The organism is Pedobacter aquatilis (assembly GCF_030409415.1).
In the GTDB taxonomy this organism is placed as follows: Bacteria; Bacteroidota; Bacteroidia; order Sphingobacteriales; family Sphingobacteriaceae; genus Pedobacter; species Pedobacter aquatilis.
Map to the genome: position 1 here is coordinate 1 of NZ_JAUFPW010000033.1, position 15,546 is coordinate 15,546.

Genomic DNA, 15,546 nt, shown 5'->3' on the forward strand with positions numbered 1-15,546 from the left:
TAGGCTTTCTCCTCGTCTAGATAACCTAAGATCGTTAAAAAGTTTACTGTAATCTGTTCCAAACATGAATCAAAAATAAAAATAAAGATGTGGGTACACGGTAGGCTACTACCGGGTTTAGTATTTAAGAATATCACCTTGTTGCTAATATTTTAACTTTAAAATCGGTTCGACTGTGCTGGTGTAAGGATAAATTTCGAGCACATAATAGTAACCTTTAGCATAACTGATTTTATGCTTATCTAAATAGTTTTTAAAATTAAATTCGGTTATCTTCTTTTCAACACGTTGCCTGGCAAGATTAGTATCGTTAGTTAGAGAGTTAATGTTTAAAATTTTTGCAGTCGAATCAAGTTTTATTGCAACAAGCATGTAATCACTAATTTTATCGGTTATATAAGTTTTTGGTACATTGTATTCAATACCGGTTTCAAATCTAGAGTAATTAAACTTTAGTAACTCTTTTTGATTTTGTAGTGTTTCCAGTATTGGCAATGCTTTAAGCTGATCTAAGTAGAATTTTTCTGCCCTAAAGACTGAGCACATTCCTGTGACTAGATCTCCATCCTGGTTTTTATAACCAAAAATCAGCCACTTGCTTCCCGAGATTAATTTGATATCACAAGAACTCCAAACACTATCAACACCATTATATCCACCAACATTAATTGAATTTATAGCTTTATCACCTTTGTATAGTTGATTTACATTTAGGTTAACCCTATAAAAATCTTTTCCTTTTTCATTATTAAAGGTTTCTTTTATATCGGCAATGGCAACAAAATCAGCGCTTAAAAATTTATGGGTAATGTTTGTTGGTTCACAAACGCAAGCCAATAACTTAATTGTTATTAAATTTATTAAAACAAGTAAAAGTAATTTCTTCATGATAAAGAGATTACTTTAAACTATGTTTTCCATAAAATTATTTTAGATGAAAAGACAGTTCAGAAATAAATTCGTTTACTTCTTAGTAAAAGTTCCTCTTGTAAAACCCTCGCCAATTAAAGTATTATCATCTCTAATTAATAACAAAATAGAGTTTTGCTGGTCGTATAATTTAATCATATCGCCCTCAATTACATATTTAGAGCTAAAGGAAGAACCTGTATAGATATCATTCACCGTAACCAAATCTTTGCTTTTAAAATCAAAAGATTGGTATTGTACATCTTCTGTTGTAACAAATTGACCAGAAATTGTTTTTTCTTTTAAAAAAGTAACGTAGCAGAAATAGCCAGTTACCAAAACAATTAAACTAACTATCAAAATAAAAACCTTATTTCCTTTTGCATATTTAAAAATGAAAAACAGAATTGTTATTAATAAAACAGCAACTACAACTAAAAAAATAATTTTTGAATTATCCTGATTCGTTTCCGGTATAGATGGTGCCACTACCGGCGCATCTGCTTTTTTTACAGGCGATATTCTAACCAAAAATTCTTTACTAACATAGCCTTCGCCATTTGTTACCTTTATTTTAAAGTAACTTGTATTTGTAGAATCTATAACCGCAACGTTTTCATTTTCTGGTAAATAGCCAATTACTTTGCTTTTTGGGTCAGCCTTTTCTCTTACACGAAGGTTATCTGTAGTAACCCGATACATATCTTCAACTCCTGAAACTGTAGCCTTTGTATTTTGTACAGGCTCAATAGGTTGTTGAGCGTTGACTTGAGGATTTGCAGTTTGTGTAGCAACTTTTTCTAAAAAATCTTTACTTACCCAGCCTTCGCCTTTTTTAAATTTCACCTTGAAAAATTTATCATTGGAGGCATCTACAACTGATACGGTTTCATTTTGAGGTATCGACCCAATAACTTTACTTTTTTGATCGCTAGCCGCTCTAACCCTTAGCTCATCGGCAGTTACACGGTAAGTCTCTTGTGCAAAAAGTTGTACAGATAAAAGAACGAAAGCAAAGAAAGAAAAAAGGGTTTTAGACATTTTGTATTTATTAATTTGTTTGAGCACATCTTTTTTAGTGTGATGCTATTGAAAATGCATATTGCACATTAAATGTGCCAAAGGTAATAAACATCAAATTAAACTTACAATAAAAGGTTATTATGGCTATTTCATTGGTTAATACTACCAACTGCCACCAGAACCACCGCCACCACTGCTTCCGCCACCCCAGCTTCCGCTACTTGATGATGAAGATGAACCACTTGAGCTCGAACTACTACTGTTAGAAGATGTAGATTCTACCAGCATAGCAAGTACTACGGTTTTGATGAAAATTTCGTGGTCACAATTTGCGCACCTTTGTATCTTTTTACCTTCGCCGGTTCTGCTATAGGTAGCACGTTTTACCGTTATTACTTTAGGTTCCGCTAGTGTTTTAAATTTACAATTTGGGCACTCGCTGTAATCATCAAAATTTTCTGCCGGCCAAGCCTTAATTTGATGTTCTTTTTTATCTGCACTTTCCCAAATGTCGTAATCATAAACCAAAAGCGTTTCTTCTTTTCTTTGTGCTGAGCTTAAATATGGTTTTCCTTCAACATTAACATCTCTGTTAATGCGAATCATTTCTTTGTTTTTGCTATCTTTTAATGGTGTGAATCGTGTTTTTAAATTATTTCTTCTATTTGCATTTCTTAAAATCGCTGGTAGTAGTAATGGCGAGATTAATAAAAGTGGCAATGTTTTTTTGTTTAAGTCTTTTGCCGCGGCGAAGAAATTTTCATCATCAACATGTACTTTTCTTAATGTTGATAAGGCTGCGATATATCTAAAAAAAAGAATTGACGAAAGTATAACATAAAGAATTATTGGAATGCTATTTAATGAAAAGCCCCAACTCTTAAAATTAAATACAAATGCCCAAACAAAAATTGATACAAATAGAATGAAGAATAGTGCTATACATCCGCCAGCTAATGATTTATCATAACTGTTAAAATTTTTGTCTCCTTTTTTAATTTGGTAAACATGTGCTTTTTTCTTGAAGTAAATAAATCCAATTGTAAACAATATTACAATTACAATTGAATAAATAGTAGGATCTATCCACTCCGTTTTGCTTTTATTAGTTTGAGCAATTAGCGATTGAATTTCCGCCTCGTTATTTGGATTGTTTAAAAAATCGGCAATGGCATTTAATGAGTTGATTATACCTTCATCATATTGTTGTGCTCTAAATGCAGGTAACAAATTTTGTTCCGCAATGTGCTTTAACTTAACATCAGGAAGCAAACCTTCCAATCCATAGCCTGTTATAAAACGATACTTTCTTCTATCTATTGAAGCAAACAAAAGCAAACCATTGTTTACATCTTTCTTCCCAATTCCCCATTTTCTAAATAGCTGTACTCCAAAATCGAATTCATCCAAATTTTCATCAAAATCTTTTACAATAACAACAGCGATTTCCGTTTTGGTTTGCTGCTCTAATCTTGTAATTAATCTGTTTATCGAATCAACATCGAATAAAATTCTGTCTGGGTCGCTTACAAAAAAATCCTGACCCATTTTCTTTGGATCAGGAATTTCATCAACTTTATATTTTTTTTGTGAAAAACCCTGAAAACAGGTAAAAACCAGAATTAGCAATAATATTTTTCTCATCGAAATAATTCTTGTCATGAACTCTGGAATGATTACTATATGATGTGCTATTAACTACTCGTTTAATATCCTATCCAAGATTTTATCAAGCTTAGCTTTGCTTTTTACGTATGGTTGCAAATCGAATAATTTAACAGTTTTAAATTCGATAGGGTGACTTTCGCTTTGCAATGAAATATAACCTGATTTAAGTGGTTTGCCATCAATTTTAACTTTAGCATCGTAATTTGAAACACTACCGCCTCCGATTTGAGGTTTCGTATATTCTAAAACCACTTCTTTATTTAAGATGTGTTTAATCACAGAATCGCCTAATACTAAAAATTCTGCTGTAACCCATTGGTCGCCATGATAAGTTTTTGATTTAGAATCAAGGCAATGCTGTGTTAATAATTTGCCTTGAAAATCGATTTGTGTTCCTGGCGTACAAACATTACTAGTGTGTCTATCATGCTCTCCATCGCCACCAAGAATTTGTCCTTCAATAGAAATTGGGAAATCCTGATTTTTCAAAATGGTTTCTGGTGCCTGACAATGAAGCATTACACCGCTATTTCTTGTAGCCCATCCTTCTCCACCTTTTGCTTGTTCGCCAACAAAGCGGTATGTTATTTTTATTAGATATGACGAAAATGGCTTTTTGTAATATATGTGACCATATTGTTGGTCAAAATCTGTATAGCCATCATACCTAACTTTCATTAAGCCATCTTCCACTCTAAATGTATTACCATAATTATCATTTAGATCATGTTTCGCAATTTTAACCGTCCAATCTTTTAAATCTTTACCGTTGAAAAGATTAATCCAGCCTTTTTGAGCTTGAGATTTAAAACAAGTAAAACACGAAAGCAAAATAATTGAATAGAGAAGTTTTAATTTCATTTGAAATGATTATTGGTTTCGCTAAAAATATGAAATTAAATCAATAAGCTTACAGGATAAATTAAGTAGTTTCTGCTAAAAATGGCTCAACTCTTTCTAACGCGAAAGCAAGTTGTTCTTCTTGAGTTAAGTCAGTATTATCTAAAATAACAGCATCTTCAGCCCTTACCAAAGGACTTTCTTTTCTAGTCGTGTCTGCGTAATCTCTATGTGCCAGATTTTCAAATACTTCCTCTAAGCTTGTCGTGTTATTTCCTTTGCTTTCTAATTCCTTAAACCTTCTCTCGGCTCTGATTTTTGGATCGGCGGTCATAAAAAATTTAATTGGCGCATTAGGAAAAACAGTAGTTCCGATATCTCGACCATCCATAACAATGTTTTTCGATTTACCCATGCGTTGTTGTTGTTTAACCATTTCATGGCGAACAATTTTATGTGCTGATACCTCGCTCACATTTTCTGAAACTGGCATTAAACGAATTTCATCGGAAGCTTCTTCACCATTTAGCGTAATATGAGATTGATAATCACGAGAATGAAAATTTAACTCGATATGTTGCAAAGCATCAATAACTTTAGCATCATCATTTATATCAATTTCATTTCTTAAAAAATACAAAGTTACTGCCCGATACATAGCACCGCTATCGATGTAAATAAATCCTAATTTTTTAGCGAGTGCCTTTGCAAGCGTGCTTTTTCCGCAAGATGAATAGCCATCAATAGCTACAACAAGGTTTTTTATCATTGTAGTACAAAGGTAAAAAATAGAAACATAATGCTCAGTATTTAATTCTCTAAAACAAAAAATGCGAACCTTAAAGTTCGCATTTTCCTATTTATCAAATTTGGCAATCCACACAGCGTTGTATGGATGGAGCCAACCCTCGTGTTGTAAGTACCAAAATAAGCCTTCATCAATACGAAAGGCAAACATACCACCTAAAATGTGATTTGCATTTTGCGTGGTGTAATTTTTACGGTAGTTAAAATTGGTAATCAAAACTGCTTTCTTGTGGTCGCCTTCATCAGTAATTTCTAATGTACAAGGATCAAAAGCAGCCGCGAATCTGAAGTTTCCATTAAAACGTTCGCCCCATTTATCCCAGGCAACGCTATTTTTTCCTTTTAAATGCATCATTTTTTTGATGTCTGGTGCCTGAAGGAAGTCATCAGAATAAAAAATTCTCGTTTTACTTTGTTTAGGAAATAATAAATAAAAATTTTGAATACTCGCTTCTGGAAAAGGAATAATATCGCCAATGGTAATAATTAAAAGCGTACCATAAATGGCACATTTTTCTTTAAACTGTAAATGATATCCTTGATTTATCTGATCTTGAAAAGCTGCCGCATTTTTATTGTACTGTTTTAAATTATATGGAGTAGATAATACAAAAAGCGCAATACCGGATAATAAAGTAATTGTTATAAATTTTCTATTTTTCTTTCTGAAAAAGGATACAATTGCAAAAATTAACGTTACCAAAAACAAGTAAAATACATGGAGCGAATAACAAAATGTCCACAGTAATAAAAATAGGAATACGGTACAAATAATTATGAATAAGAGGGTTCTTAAGAAATAGCCTAATTTCTCAATAAAGGTTTTGGGTTTCATGATGTTTGAAGCTCGAATATGTCTGGAATGATTTTTTGAAGTTATAATTTATCATCGAATAAACAAAATGCTATAATAATGAATGACCAGTTTGATATTTTTAGCTTTTAATTTTTCATATATATTTACCGTATTATTGTAATTTCTATCTGATGATTCCTGACAAAGAACAAATTTTAAAAAACATATCGTTTAAAACATCAAGAAGCAGCGGCAAGGGCGGACAAAATGTAAATAAAGTTTCTAGCAAAGTAGAACTCATTTTTAACATCAGTACTGCAAGTTTTTTATCTCAACAAGAAAAAGAATTGTTGCTTAAAAAACTTTCAAATCGCATTGATAATGAAGGTTTGCTTCATATTGTTACCCAGGAAGATAGAAGTCAGCTATTAAACAAGGAAAAAACAATAGTTAAGCTAATTGATTTGATTAAAAAATCACTATTGGTGCAGAAAGAGCGTAAAGCAGTTAAAATACCGAAAGCAATAATCGAAAAAAGATTGAGAAATAAAGCCGAAAATTCTTCCAAAAAAGAAACAAGAAGGAAGCCTTCTTTAGATTAATTTAATTTTCCGAAACGATAATATAAACTTAGTCCACCATAGTTTTGAGGTTTGGCTTCACTTTTAACTTCTTTGGTTTTGAAAATTATATTAAAATCAATAGTAAATCTTTGCGAACTATAATTTACCCCAAATTGCTGCTCGAAAACGATTGGTTTAACTCCAAAAGTTAAAGGGCTATTATTGTTAAATAAGCTTCCCTGTATGGTTGCATCATAAGCAACAACATTTAATTGTGGTTTTAAGTAGAAGAAAAATTCTGAATTATTTAGCTTCTTGGTTTTTGCCTCTCCGATTACTGCATTATGATAAGCCGAATTGAACAATTGATTTAGTTTTCCTGCCCTAAATACTGCTGAGGCTCCAACACCGCTAAAAGTTGTACCTAAATTTGCGTAACCGTTTCCGCTTAAATCTACTGCATTATCATTCGAACGTATAATTAGCTTACTGTAGTTAGCGGATAAATTAACAGCAATTTCATTTTTAATTTGATATTCCCAGCCTGCCGGTTTATAGAAACCAACTGTTTTATGAAGAAACTCTTGTGCATCTTGTGCCAAAGAATTTGGGCCTACGGTTCCTATTTCGATAGAAGTTTTAAGTAAACTTTCTTTTTTGTAGAAAATGGAATACGCTGCGCCAGCATACAAGTACCCCGCAAAAGGTCGGTCTTGATCTTCTTTCTTAGCAACCATTCCCCAATACGGAGTATATATTTTTTGCCCAACTGAAATTTCGAAGGTCTTTTTCTCTACATTTTCTGATAAATTATTCGGATTTAAAGCTCGTCTGAAATAAATGAATAAGCCATTGGTATAATACCTATCATTTAAAGTGGCTAAGTAAGCGTCGTTTTCGGTTTTAAAACCAAATTCGTTTTTAAAACTTTGCGCATTGACTTCGCAGAAAAAAAATATTGCAATTAAGGAAAGTAAAAATGATTTCATAAAAAAGTCCCGATAATTATCGGGACTATAAATGTATTTAATGTATTTGAATTAATTATCTGTGCAGTTCAATAAAAATCGATTATTGAAAATTAATTGACGATTGCAGCAGTTTTAATACTCAAATCAAGTGGTTTTTTCACTTTGTTTTTCAACAACGCAAGTTCAATAACTTCACTCATTTCAGTAACATAATGGAATTTTAGATCCTTGATGTAACTTTCTTTAATTTCTAAAATATCCTTTCTGTTGCTTTTACAAAGAATGATTTCTTTAATGTTTGCTCTTTTAGCAGCCAGGATTTTTTCTTTAATTCCACCAACAGGTAAAACTTTTCCACGCAATGTAATTTCCCCGGTCATGGCTAAATGTTGCTTTACTTTACGCTGTGTAAATGCCGAAGTCAGAGCTGTTAACATAGTCACACCAGCCGAAGGACCATCTTTCGGAGTTGCGCCTGCCGGAACGTGAACGTGAACATCCCAATTATCAAATAATGTATAATCGATGCCGAACTCAGCTGCATGTGCTCTTAAATATGCCAAAGCAATTACAGCCGATTCCTTCATTACATCGCCTAAATTACCAGTTAAAGTAAGTTTACCCTTGCCTGGACTCAAACTTGATTCAATAAATAAAATATCGCCACCAACACTTGTCCAAGCTAAGCCTGTTACAACACCAGCAACTTCGTTACCTTCGTACAAGTCTTTATCATAAATAGGCGCACCTAAAATACGTTCAACATCCTCTTCAGATAAAGTAACATTGTATTCTTCTTCCATTGCAAGTTTTGTGGCTACGCCACGTACTAATGAACCAATTTTTTTCTCTAAACCACGCACACCGCTTTCTCTCGTATAATCTTCGATTACCTTCTCAATTAAGTTTGGTTTAAGAACAATATCTTTAATTTTTAAACCATGATTTTCTTTTTGCTTAGGTAATAAGAACTTCTTGGCAATCTCTATTTTTTCTTCAATTGTATAGCCATTCACTTCTATGATTTCCATACGATCTAGCAATGCTGGCTGAATTGTACTTAAGGAATTTGCTGTTGCAATGAATAAAACATTCGATAAATCGTAATCTACTTCTACATAATGATCGTAAAATGCATTGTTTTGTTCGGGGTCTAAAACCTCAAGCAAAGCTGATGAAGGATCGCCTCTATGGTCAGTACCAACTTTATCAATTTCATCTAAAACAAAAACAGGATTATCTGCACCAGCTTTTTTAATTGATGAAATTATTCTGCCCGGCATTGCACCAATATATGTTTTTCTATGGCCACGAACTTCAGCTTCATCTCTGATGCCACCAAGCGCCATACGTACATAATTACGACCTAAAGCCTTTGCAATTGATTTACCTAAAGAGGTTTTTCCAACTCCCGGAGGACCAACTAAACAAAGAATTGGCGCTTTCATATCTCTTTTCAGTTTTAAAACCGCAAGATATTCGATAATACGTTGTTTAACTTTTTCAAGTCCGAAATGGTCCTTATCTAAAATACGTTGTGCTCTTTTTAAATCGAAATTATCTTTAGTTAATTCACTCCATGGTAAATCAAGTAATAATTCCAGGTAGTTTAACTGAACTGAATAATCTGGAGCAGCAGGGTTCATTCTGCCAAGTTTGTCAAGCTCTTTGTCAAAATGTGCATCAACCTGTTTAGACCATTTTTTCTTTTTGGCTCTTTCTTGTAAGGCATCAAATTCTATATCAGCAGAACTACCACCTAACTCTTCCTGAATGGTTTTCAGTTGTTGATTTAAAAAATAATCTCGTTGCTGCTTATCTAAATCAGTTCGAACTTTCGATTGAATCTGATTTCTTAATTCAAGCATTTGCAGTTCGACCATTAACAATTCCATTACTTTTTGTGCCCTATTAAGCAGGTTGTCCATTTCAAGGATTTTTTGCTTATCAGCCATTTCGGCATTCATGTTTGATGAAATAAAGTTTATCAAAAATGAATTGCTCTCTATATTTTTAAGCGCAATACTAGCTTCTGTTGGAATGTTAGGAGAAAGTTGAATTATCTGAGCAGACATTTCTCTAATCGAAGCGATTAATGTCTTAAATTCTTTATCTGCTTTATGTTTCTGCTCCTCAAATTTCTTTATAGTAGCCGTAATGTAGGGTTCATTTTGAACTTCTTCAATTAAACTAAAGCGTTGTTTTCCCTGTATAATTACAGTTGTATTTCCATCTGGCATTTGAAGCAACTTAATAATGTGGGCAACGGTACCAACAGTGTTAAGCTGCTCAAAAGTAGGGTCTTCTATGGAAACATCTTTTTGAGAAACTACACCGATAATCTTATTGCCTTTGTAAGCTTCTTTAATTAATTTTATTGATTTATCTCGCCCAACTGTGATAGGGATAACTACTCCAGGAAATAAAACGGTATTACGTAAAGGTAATATTGCTAAAACTTCTGGCGTATCTTCATTATTCATGTCCTCTTCATCCTGCTGAGACATAAGCGGGAAAAATTCGGTATCTTCATTAATAATCGGCATTGCTGTATTAAAGTCAAATATATCGTGTTTGCTCATTATTATTCTTTATAACGACAAACTGGCAGTATAGTCGTTGGTAATTTGTGTGTATTTAATATACACTATTAAATTCAACTCTTGTGCCAAAGTTGTTTTAAATTAATGTTAGCATAAAATTGGTATAATGTTATGATAAAAAGGCAGAGAATATAAATTATTCACCAAATATCATATAATCCAAATTTGTACGTTAATGCTATTGTTTGAGTGTTTTAGTGGATGCAAAAAAAATTAAAGCACTTTATTTTCTTAGAATTGAATTATATTGCGTGCATATTACTCTTTTATTTCTATCGAAATTTTAGATTTGTTAACTTATTATTAGTACATGAACATTATAAAACATACCATTTTAGGTTTAATCATTATCTCATCAACAAGCAGTTATGCACAAAATAGTATTGATAAGAAAGTTATGGACGCAATGCTTAAGGGTGATTACAAAACAGCTGTGTTACAGTTAGAAAAATCAAGCATTAAAGAACCAAATAATGTAAATGTACTAAAAATGCTTGGTTATTCTTATTACCAAAGTGGCGATTATGAAAATTCGATAACTACTTATAGCAATTTAATTGTTCTAAAACCTACTGAGGTTTCTGCATATTATTACAGAGGTAAAGCACGCTTAAATGTTGCAAATGATCCAAAACAATCTTTAAATAGCATGAGGGAAAACTTTTACCTGGCTGCAATTAAGGATTTTACTAAAGCAAGCGAATTGAGTGGGGAAGAAGATACGCAAATGCTTCAAAACAGAGGTTTGGCCTACAAAGATTATGCGATTTTTAAATCTTTTAAGGCAAAAAAAAGCACAGAGAAACAAAGTTGCGTTGCCTTATTTAATAACTCAATTGCCGATTTTCAAAAAGTTTTAACATTGCAACCTTTACGAAAAGATATTATAGATTGGATAACTTACGATAAAGCTCAAATTGCGAGCTTAAAGTAATTTATCTAGTATAACTAAAAAAGGCGAACTCATAAAATTGTTCGCCTTTTTTGGTTTAGAATAATTCTTTGACCTGATATTTTTTCTCTTTTAAAAGTTTTATCTTTTGATATTTTTTAACTAAATACAAACTATCAGGATAGTATAACAGAGTATCTCCAGAAGTGTATAGTATGTTTTTGTTTGAGATAATGATTTTGATTTTTGCTACTGATTTATTCAAAAAATCTATTTGAACCTTTTTAACAGGTATTTTCTTATTTGATGATGTATAAATTATTTTGTCAACAGCTTTTTGGGTTTTAAAACTTCCTTTCCAGGATGCTTTATTAATATCTGCGTTAGCAAAAATTGAAAATTCCTTTTCCCAATCCTTAATATTTAAGTTTTTGTTTTCAGATAAGCCATTAATTGTTACTACTTTTAATATTTTAGGTTTAGATTTATTTAACCTTAAAGCTTCTTTTTGAAAGTAGCCTTTAATATCAAAATAAAGTAAATCTGTATTTGCTTTTGATTCTTTTTCCTGATTGCAAGAAATTAAACCAAAGGCAAATACAAAAAAGAATAGTTTCTTAATCATTATATCAAAACGCTACCTGTCATTTCTTCAGGAATGTTTACACCAAGTATTTTTAAAATTGTTGGCGCAATATCGCCAAGTTTACCATCAGCAATTTGTTTATAATCATCATCAATTAAAATACATGGAACTAAATTAGTAGTGTGTGCTGTGTTCGGAGAGCCATCATTGTTAACCATAAATTCAGAGTTGCCATGGTCGGCAAGCAAAATGAATGAGTAGCCGTTTTCCAAGCCTTTATTAACCACGGTTTCGGCACATTTATCAGCAATTTCTACAGCTTTAATAACCGCTTCATAAACGCCAGTATGGCCAACCATATCCGGATTTGCAAAGTTTAAACAAATAAAATCTGCCCAGCCTGATTCGATTTCTTTTGTTATGGCTTCTGTAATTCCTGCTGCGCTCATCTCTGGTTGCAAATCGTAGGTTGCAACCTTGGGTGATGGAATTAAGATACGTTTTTCGTTTTCAAACTCTGTCTCTCTTCCACCAGAAAAGAAGAAAGTTACGTGAGGGTATTTCTCCGTTTCAGCAATTCTAATTTGATTTTTCCCTTGCTCAGCTAAAACCTCACCAATGGTTTTGGTTAAGTCATCTTTAGTAAAAACAACATTTACCTTCTCAAAACTTTCATCATAAGTTGTCATAGTAACATAATACAATGGTAATTTATGCATTTGTTGTTCTGGGAAATCTTTTTGAGTTAATGCAGTCGTAATTTCTCTTCCTCTATCTGTTCTAAAGTTAAAACAGATTACAACATCATCATTTTTAATAGTAGCAATGGGTTCATCATTATCAGAAGTAAGCACAACTGGTCTAAGGAATTCATCGGTTATGCCTTCTTCATAAGATTTTCTAATGCTTGCTAAAGAGTCTTGTGATTTCTCACCAACTCCATTAACCATTACATCGTAAGCTTTCTTAACACGTTCCCAACGGTTATCTCTATCCATTGCATAATAACGACCAACGAGTGATGCAAGCTTTGTTGATGAATTTTGAATATGATTTTCTAAATCGGTAATAAAATCTAAACCAGAATTAGGGTCGGTATCTCTACCATCTAAAAAAGCGTGAACATAACTGTTTGCAACTTGTGCTTCGTTTGCAGCATCGCAAAGTGCTTTTAGATGTTCAATATGTGCATGAACGCCACCGTTTGAAACTAAACCAATAAAATGTACTGCTTTATTATTTGCTTTTGCATATTCGAAAGCTTTAAGCAAAACCGGGTTGCTGTGCAATTCCCTATCCGCAATTGCCTTGTTAATTCTTCCAAGCTCTTGATAAACTACTCTTCCGGCACCTAAATTCATGTGGCCAACTTCCGAATTACCCATTTGTCCGACAGGTAAGCCAACAGCTTCTCCAGATGCTTCTAATTTTGAGTTTGGATATTTTTGAATTAATGAATCAAAAAATGGTGTATTGGCGGCATAAGCAGCATCAGAGTTATCGTGCTTTCCGTAGCCCCATCCATCTAAAATAATAAGTGCAAGTTTTTTATTTTTCATTCTTTTTAAATTTTTAAGCCCATCTATACCCATTAATTAAATAATTGTAAATGGTTTAGGCTAGTAGCGGCAATAATATTAAAGCAATTTTAAAACATTTCTATCATCTCGATGTTTTAACAATTCTTTATATAGCAAATATAGGTTTATTGCAGCTTATACAAATTAAGAAATCCTTTTTTTGATAAGCTAATGGCATAATTTTAGCTGTACGGTGATTATAAAATACAGAAATGATCCGAAGCTTAATTTTATTGTTAGTTGCTATTTCGCCAATTTATCGTTCTATTGGCTACCAAGCTGATATTATTGATGATTTATCGTCGCATTTTAGATCAGGGAACTCAAAGGAAATTGCTAAAAATTTCGCTCCAACAATAGAATTGATCATAATAGATGAAGAAGATGTATACTCTAAAGCACAGGGCGAACAGATTTTAAAGGATTTTTTTAGTAAACATCAACCCACAAAAACAAGTATTTTTCATAGGATAAACAATAGCCAGAATTATAGGTTTGGTGTAATAGTTCTTAACACTTCAAAGGAAACTTTCAGGGTTTCGGTAACCATGAAAAAGTTTAATAGTGCATTTCTTATTACAGAACTAAGGATTGAACCTGCAAAGGACTAATTTCGTCATATTTTCTGTTTCAGTGTATTTAAGATTGATTGCCTAATCGTAAATAATTACTACTTTTGGAGTTTAAAAACCATCATTTTGGACAAAGAACTTCTATCTCAGTTTATAAAAAATGCATTAGCCGAAGATGTTGGCGATGGCGATCATACTTCAATATCAACAATTCCAAAGGATACGCAGGGCAAAGCCAAATTAATAATAAAAGAGGATGGCATTTTAGCTGGAATTGAACTTGCTTTATTAATATTTGAGGAAGTAGACAAGAATCTAAAAGTTGATGTTTTACTAACAGATGGAACTAAAGTTAAAGTTGGTGATATTGCTTTAACCGTTTCAGGAAGTACGCACTCAATTCTTATCGCCGAACGTTTGGTGTTAAATTGCATGCAACGAATGAGTGGTATTGCAACTAAAACCAACAGAATAGTTTCTAAATTAGGTAAAACAAAAACTAAACTTTTAGATACCAGAAAAACAACACCAGGTTTACGCTATTTAGAAAAATGGGCGGTAAGAATTGGAGGTGGTGTTAATCACAGAATTGGTTTATATGATATGATCTTGATTAAAGACAATCATGTTGATTATGCTGGCGGAATAGCAAATGCAATAAATTCTGCAAGAAATTACTTGAAAGAGCAGCATAAAAATCTACAAATAGAAATTGAGGTGAGGAATATTGAGGAATTAAATCAGGTAATTGAGGCTGGTGGAGCGGATAGGATTATGCTTGATAATTTTAGTTTCGAAAATTTAACAAAAGCGGTAAATTTAATTGATGAAAGATTTATAACCGAAGCATCTGGTGGCATCACGGAAGAAAATGTTGAAGAATATGCTGCTTGTGGAGTCGATTTCATATCTATGGGAGCATTAACACATTCTGTTAAAAGCTTAGATATGAGCTTGAAAGCATATTAATCTATAATTTCATATATAAAGAAAAGCTTATTTTTTGTATCATTGTAGGCTATGGTCACGGTTTATTCTCTCACTGCGCTGCTTTTTGCATACCTTTTTGGTTCTATTCCAACGGCGGTATGGTTAGGGCAAGCTTTTTATGGGGTTGATGTTAGAGAATATGGGAGTGGCAACGCCGGAGCTACTAATACTTTTCGTGTATTAGGAAAAAAAGCGGGTATTGCCGTTATGATTATTGATATCGCGAAAGGCTATACAGCTACGAACCTTGCCTATTTAATCGGTATATCTGTAACCGGGCCACAACATTCTGTAGTATTTGTTAATTATCAGCTTGCTTTAGGGGTAACTGCGGTAATGGGCCACTTATTTCCGATATTTGCAGGTTTTAGGGGTGGTAAAGGTGTTGCAACACTTTTTGGAATGATTTTAGCAGTTAACTTCCATGCATCTATGCTTTGTGTTCTGGTTTTCGTGGTTGTACTGCTATTAACTAAATATGTATCGTTAAGTTCTATTTGTGCAGGTTTCACTTTTCCTTTAAGTGTAGTTTTTCTATTTCAGGTTTCAATAAAATCTGAAGTGCTTTATGGAATGGCGGTTTGCGTCTTAATACTGGTTACACACCAAAAAAATCTCGAAAGATTGCTTAAGGGCAAAGAATCAAAAGTGTATTTGTTTAAGAAAAAAACTAATTAATTAACAAAAACACATTCACCAAAACTTATTTGTAAGCAACCTGTTTCTCTTACAATAATTTACCAATC

Annotated in this window: 15 protein-coding genes; 5 read left to right on the plus strand and 10 right to left on the minus strand. The window is 32.8% G+C overall.

Translation table 11 applies throughout. The features are described from left to right. Positions 1 to 144: 144 nt before the first annotated feature. The 6 genes from QWY86_RS15010 to QWY86_RS15035 form a co-directional block, all read right to left on the minus strand. Positions 145 to 888: a hypothetical protein gene (locus QWY86_RS15010; RefSeq protein ID WP_290243159.1), complete on the minus strand. Its 744-nt coding sequence runs from the start codon at positions 886 to 888 to the stop codon at positions 145 to 147. A 75-nt stretch (positions 889 to 963) separates the two neighbouring features. Then, complete coding sequence (locus tag QWY86_RS15015) at positions 964 to 1,950, minus strand: SH3 domain-containing protein (RefSeq protein WP_290243160.1); 987 nt, start codon at positions 1,948 to 1,950, stop codon at positions 964 to 966. Positions 1,951 to 2,094: 144 nt separating this feature from the next. Further along, positions 2,095 to 3,576: a TPM domain-containing protein gene (locus QWY86_RS15020; RefSeq protein ID WP_290243161.1), complete on the minus strand. Its 1,482-nt coding sequence runs from the start codon at positions 3,574 to 3,576 to the stop codon at positions 2,095 to 2,097. A gap of 54 nt (positions 3,577 to 3,630) precedes the next feature. Continuing rightward, entirely contained in the window at positions 3,631 to 4,461 is an 831-nt protein-coding gene (locus tag QWY86_RS15025) for a 3-keto-disaccharide hydrolase (RefSeq protein WP_290243162.1), read from the minus strand. Positions 4,462 to 4,522: 61 nt separating this feature from the next. Then, the gene (gene cmk, locus QWY86_RS15030) at positions 4,523 to 5,209 is read right to left on the minus strand and encodes a (d)CMP kinase (protein ID WP_290243163.1); all 687 of its coding nucleotides are present in this window, start codon (positions 5,207 to 5,209) and stop codon (positions 4,523 to 4,525) included. Between the two features lie 87 nt (positions 5,210 to 5,296). Beyond that, positions 5,297 to 6,082 (minus strand): hypothetical protein, encoded by a 786-nt coding sequence (locus QWY86_RS15035; protein WP_290243164.1) that lies wholly within the window; start codon positions 6,080 to 6,082, stop codon positions 5,297 to 5,299. 152 nt (positions 6,083 to 6,234) lie between these two features. Between QWY86_RS15035 and arfB the strand changes: the two genes are divergently transcribed. Then, positions 6,235 to 6,645, plus strand: a complete 411-nt coding sequence (gene arfB, locus QWY86_RS15040; protein WP_290243165.1) for an alternative ribosome rescue aminoacyl-tRNA hydrolase ArfB — start codon at positions 6,235 to 6,237, stop codon at positions 6,643 to 6,645. Here arfB and QWY86_RS15045 read toward each other — a convergent pair. Together QWY86_RS15045 and lon are read right to left on the minus strand one after the other, a co-directional pair. After that, positions 6,642 to 7,595, minus strand: a complete 954-nt coding sequence (locus tag QWY86_RS15045; protein WP_290243166.1) for a lipid A deacylase LpxR family protein — start codon at positions 7,593 to 7,595, stop codon at positions 6,642 to 6,644. The two genes, arfB and QWY86_RS15045, sit on opposite strands and share 4 nt — an antisense overlap. A 92-nt stretch (positions 7,596 to 7,687) precedes the next feature. Further along, complete coding sequence (gene lon, locus QWY86_RS15050; RefSeq protein WP_290243167.1) at positions 7,688 to 10,159, minus strand: endopeptidase La; 2,472 nt, start codon at positions 10,157 to 10,159, stop codon at positions 7,688 to 7,690. A 331-nt stretch (positions 10,160 to 10,490) separates the two neighbouring features. Here lon and QWY86_RS15055 point away from each other — a divergent pair, with 331 nt between their 5' ends. Beyond that, positions 10,491 to 11,114 carry a tetratricopeptide repeat protein gene (locus QWY86_RS15055; RefSeq protein ID WP_290243168.1) on the plus strand — a complete coding sequence of 208 codons (624 nt, stop codon included), beginning with the start codon at positions 10,491 to 10,493 and terminating at the stop codon, positions 11,112 to 11,114. 55 nt (positions 11,115 to 11,169) lie between these two features. On the opposite strand, the gene QWY86_RS15060 is transcribed toward QWY86_RS15055, so the two are convergent. Then, a complete protein-coding gene (locus QWY86_RS15060) occupies positions 11,170 to 11,697 on the minus strand; it encodes a hypothetical protein (protein ID WP_290243169.1) in 528 nt (175 codons plus the stop codon). Beyond that, positions 11,697 to 13,217, minus strand: coding sequence for a 2,3-bisphosphoglycerate-independent phosphoglycerate mutase (gene gpmI / locus QWY86_RS15065; RefSeq protein WP_290243170.1), 1,521 nt, complete (start codon positions 13,215 to 13,217; stop codon positions 11,697 to 11,699). Before gpmI ends, QWY86_RS15060 begins: the two co-directional genes overlap by 1 nt. A gap of 233 nt (positions 13,218 to 13,450) precedes the next feature. Between gpmI and QWY86_RS15070 the strand changes: the two genes are divergently transcribed. From QWY86_RS15070 to plsY, 3 genes are all read left to right on the plus strand, one after another. After that, on the plus strand, positions 13,451 to 13,849 hold the full coding sequence (locus tag QWY86_RS15070) for a DUF4783 domain-containing protein (RefSeq protein ID WP_290243171.1): 399 nt from the start codon (positions 13,451 to 13,453) through the stop codon (positions 13,847 to 13,849). An 87-nt stretch (positions 13,850 to 13,936) separates the two neighbouring features. After that, positions 13,937 to 14,779 carry a carboxylating nicotinate-nucleotide diphosphorylase gene (gene nadC, locus QWY86_RS15075; RefSeq protein WP_290243172.1) on the plus strand — a complete coding sequence of 281 codons (843 nt, stop codon included), beginning with the start codon at positions 13,937 to 13,939 and terminating at the stop codon, positions 14,777 to 14,779. Between the two features lie 51 nt (positions 14,780 to 14,830). Next, positions 14,831 to 15,478: a glycerol-3-phosphate 1-O-acyltransferase PlsY gene (gene plsY, locus QWY86_RS15080; RefSeq protein WP_290243173.1), complete on the plus strand. Its 648-nt coding sequence runs from the start codon at positions 14,831 to 14,833 to the stop codon at positions 15,476 to 15,478. The last annotated feature ends 68 nt before the right edge of the window (positions 15,479 to 15,546 follow it).

Excerpts from the sequence above, each read along its gene's own strand:
- cmk (WP_290243163.1), bottom strand. The coding sequence starts at position 5,209 with ATGATAAAAAACCTTGTTGTAGCTATTGATGGCTATTCATCTTGCGGA.
- QWY86_RS15045 (WP_290243166.1), bottom strand. The coding sequence starts at position 7,595 with ATGAAATCATTTTTACTTTCCTTAATTGCAATATTTTTTTTCTGCGAA.
- lon (WP_290243167.1), bottom strand. The coding sequence starts at position 10,159 with ATGAGCAAACACGATATATTTGACTTTAATACAGCAATGCCGATTATT.
- QWY86_RS15020 (WP_290243161.1), bottom strand. The coding sequence starts at position 3,576 with ATGAGAAAAATATTATTGCTAATTCTGGTTTTTACCTGTTTTCAGGGT.
- QWY86_RS15060 (WP_290243169.1), bottom strand. The coding sequence starts at position 11,697 with ATGATTAAGAAACTATTCTTTTTTGTATTTGCCTTTGGTTTAATTTCT.
- arfB (WP_290243165.1), top strand. The coding sequence starts at position 6,235 with ATGATTCCTGACAAAGAACAAATTTTAAAAAACATATCGTTTAAAACA.
- gpmI (WP_290243170.1), bottom strand. The coding sequence starts at position 13,217 with ATGAAAAATAAAAAACTTGCACTTATTATTTTAGATGGATGGGGCTAC.
- QWY86_RS15015 (WP_290243160.1), bottom strand. The coding sequence starts at position 1,950 with ATGTCTAAAACCCTTTTTTCTTTCTTTGCTTTCGTTCTTTTATCTGTA.
- QWY86_RS15035 (WP_290243164.1), bottom strand. The coding sequence starts at position 6,082 with ATGAAACCCAAAACCTTTATTGAGAAATTAGGCTATTTCTTAAGAACC.
- QWY86_RS15010 (WP_290243159.1), bottom strand. The coding sequence starts at position 888 with ATGAAGAAATTACTTTTACTTGTTTTAATAAATTTAATAACAATTAAG.
- QWY86_RS15070 (WP_290243171.1), top strand. The coding sequence starts at position 13,451 with ATGATCCGAAGCTTAATTTTATTGTTAGTTGCTATTTCGCCAATTTAT.
- QWY86_RS15025 (WP_290243162.1), bottom strand. The coding sequence starts at position 4,461 with ATGAAATTAAAACTTCTCTATTCAATTATTTTGCTTTCGTGTTTTACT.
- plsY (WP_290243173.1), top strand. The coding sequence starts at position 14,831 with ATGGTCACGGTTTATTCTCTCACTGCGCTGCTTTTTGCATACCTTTTT.
- QWY86_RS15055 (WP_290243168.1), top strand. The coding sequence starts at position 10,491 with ATGAACATTATAAAACATACCATTTTAGGTTTAATCATTATCTCATCA.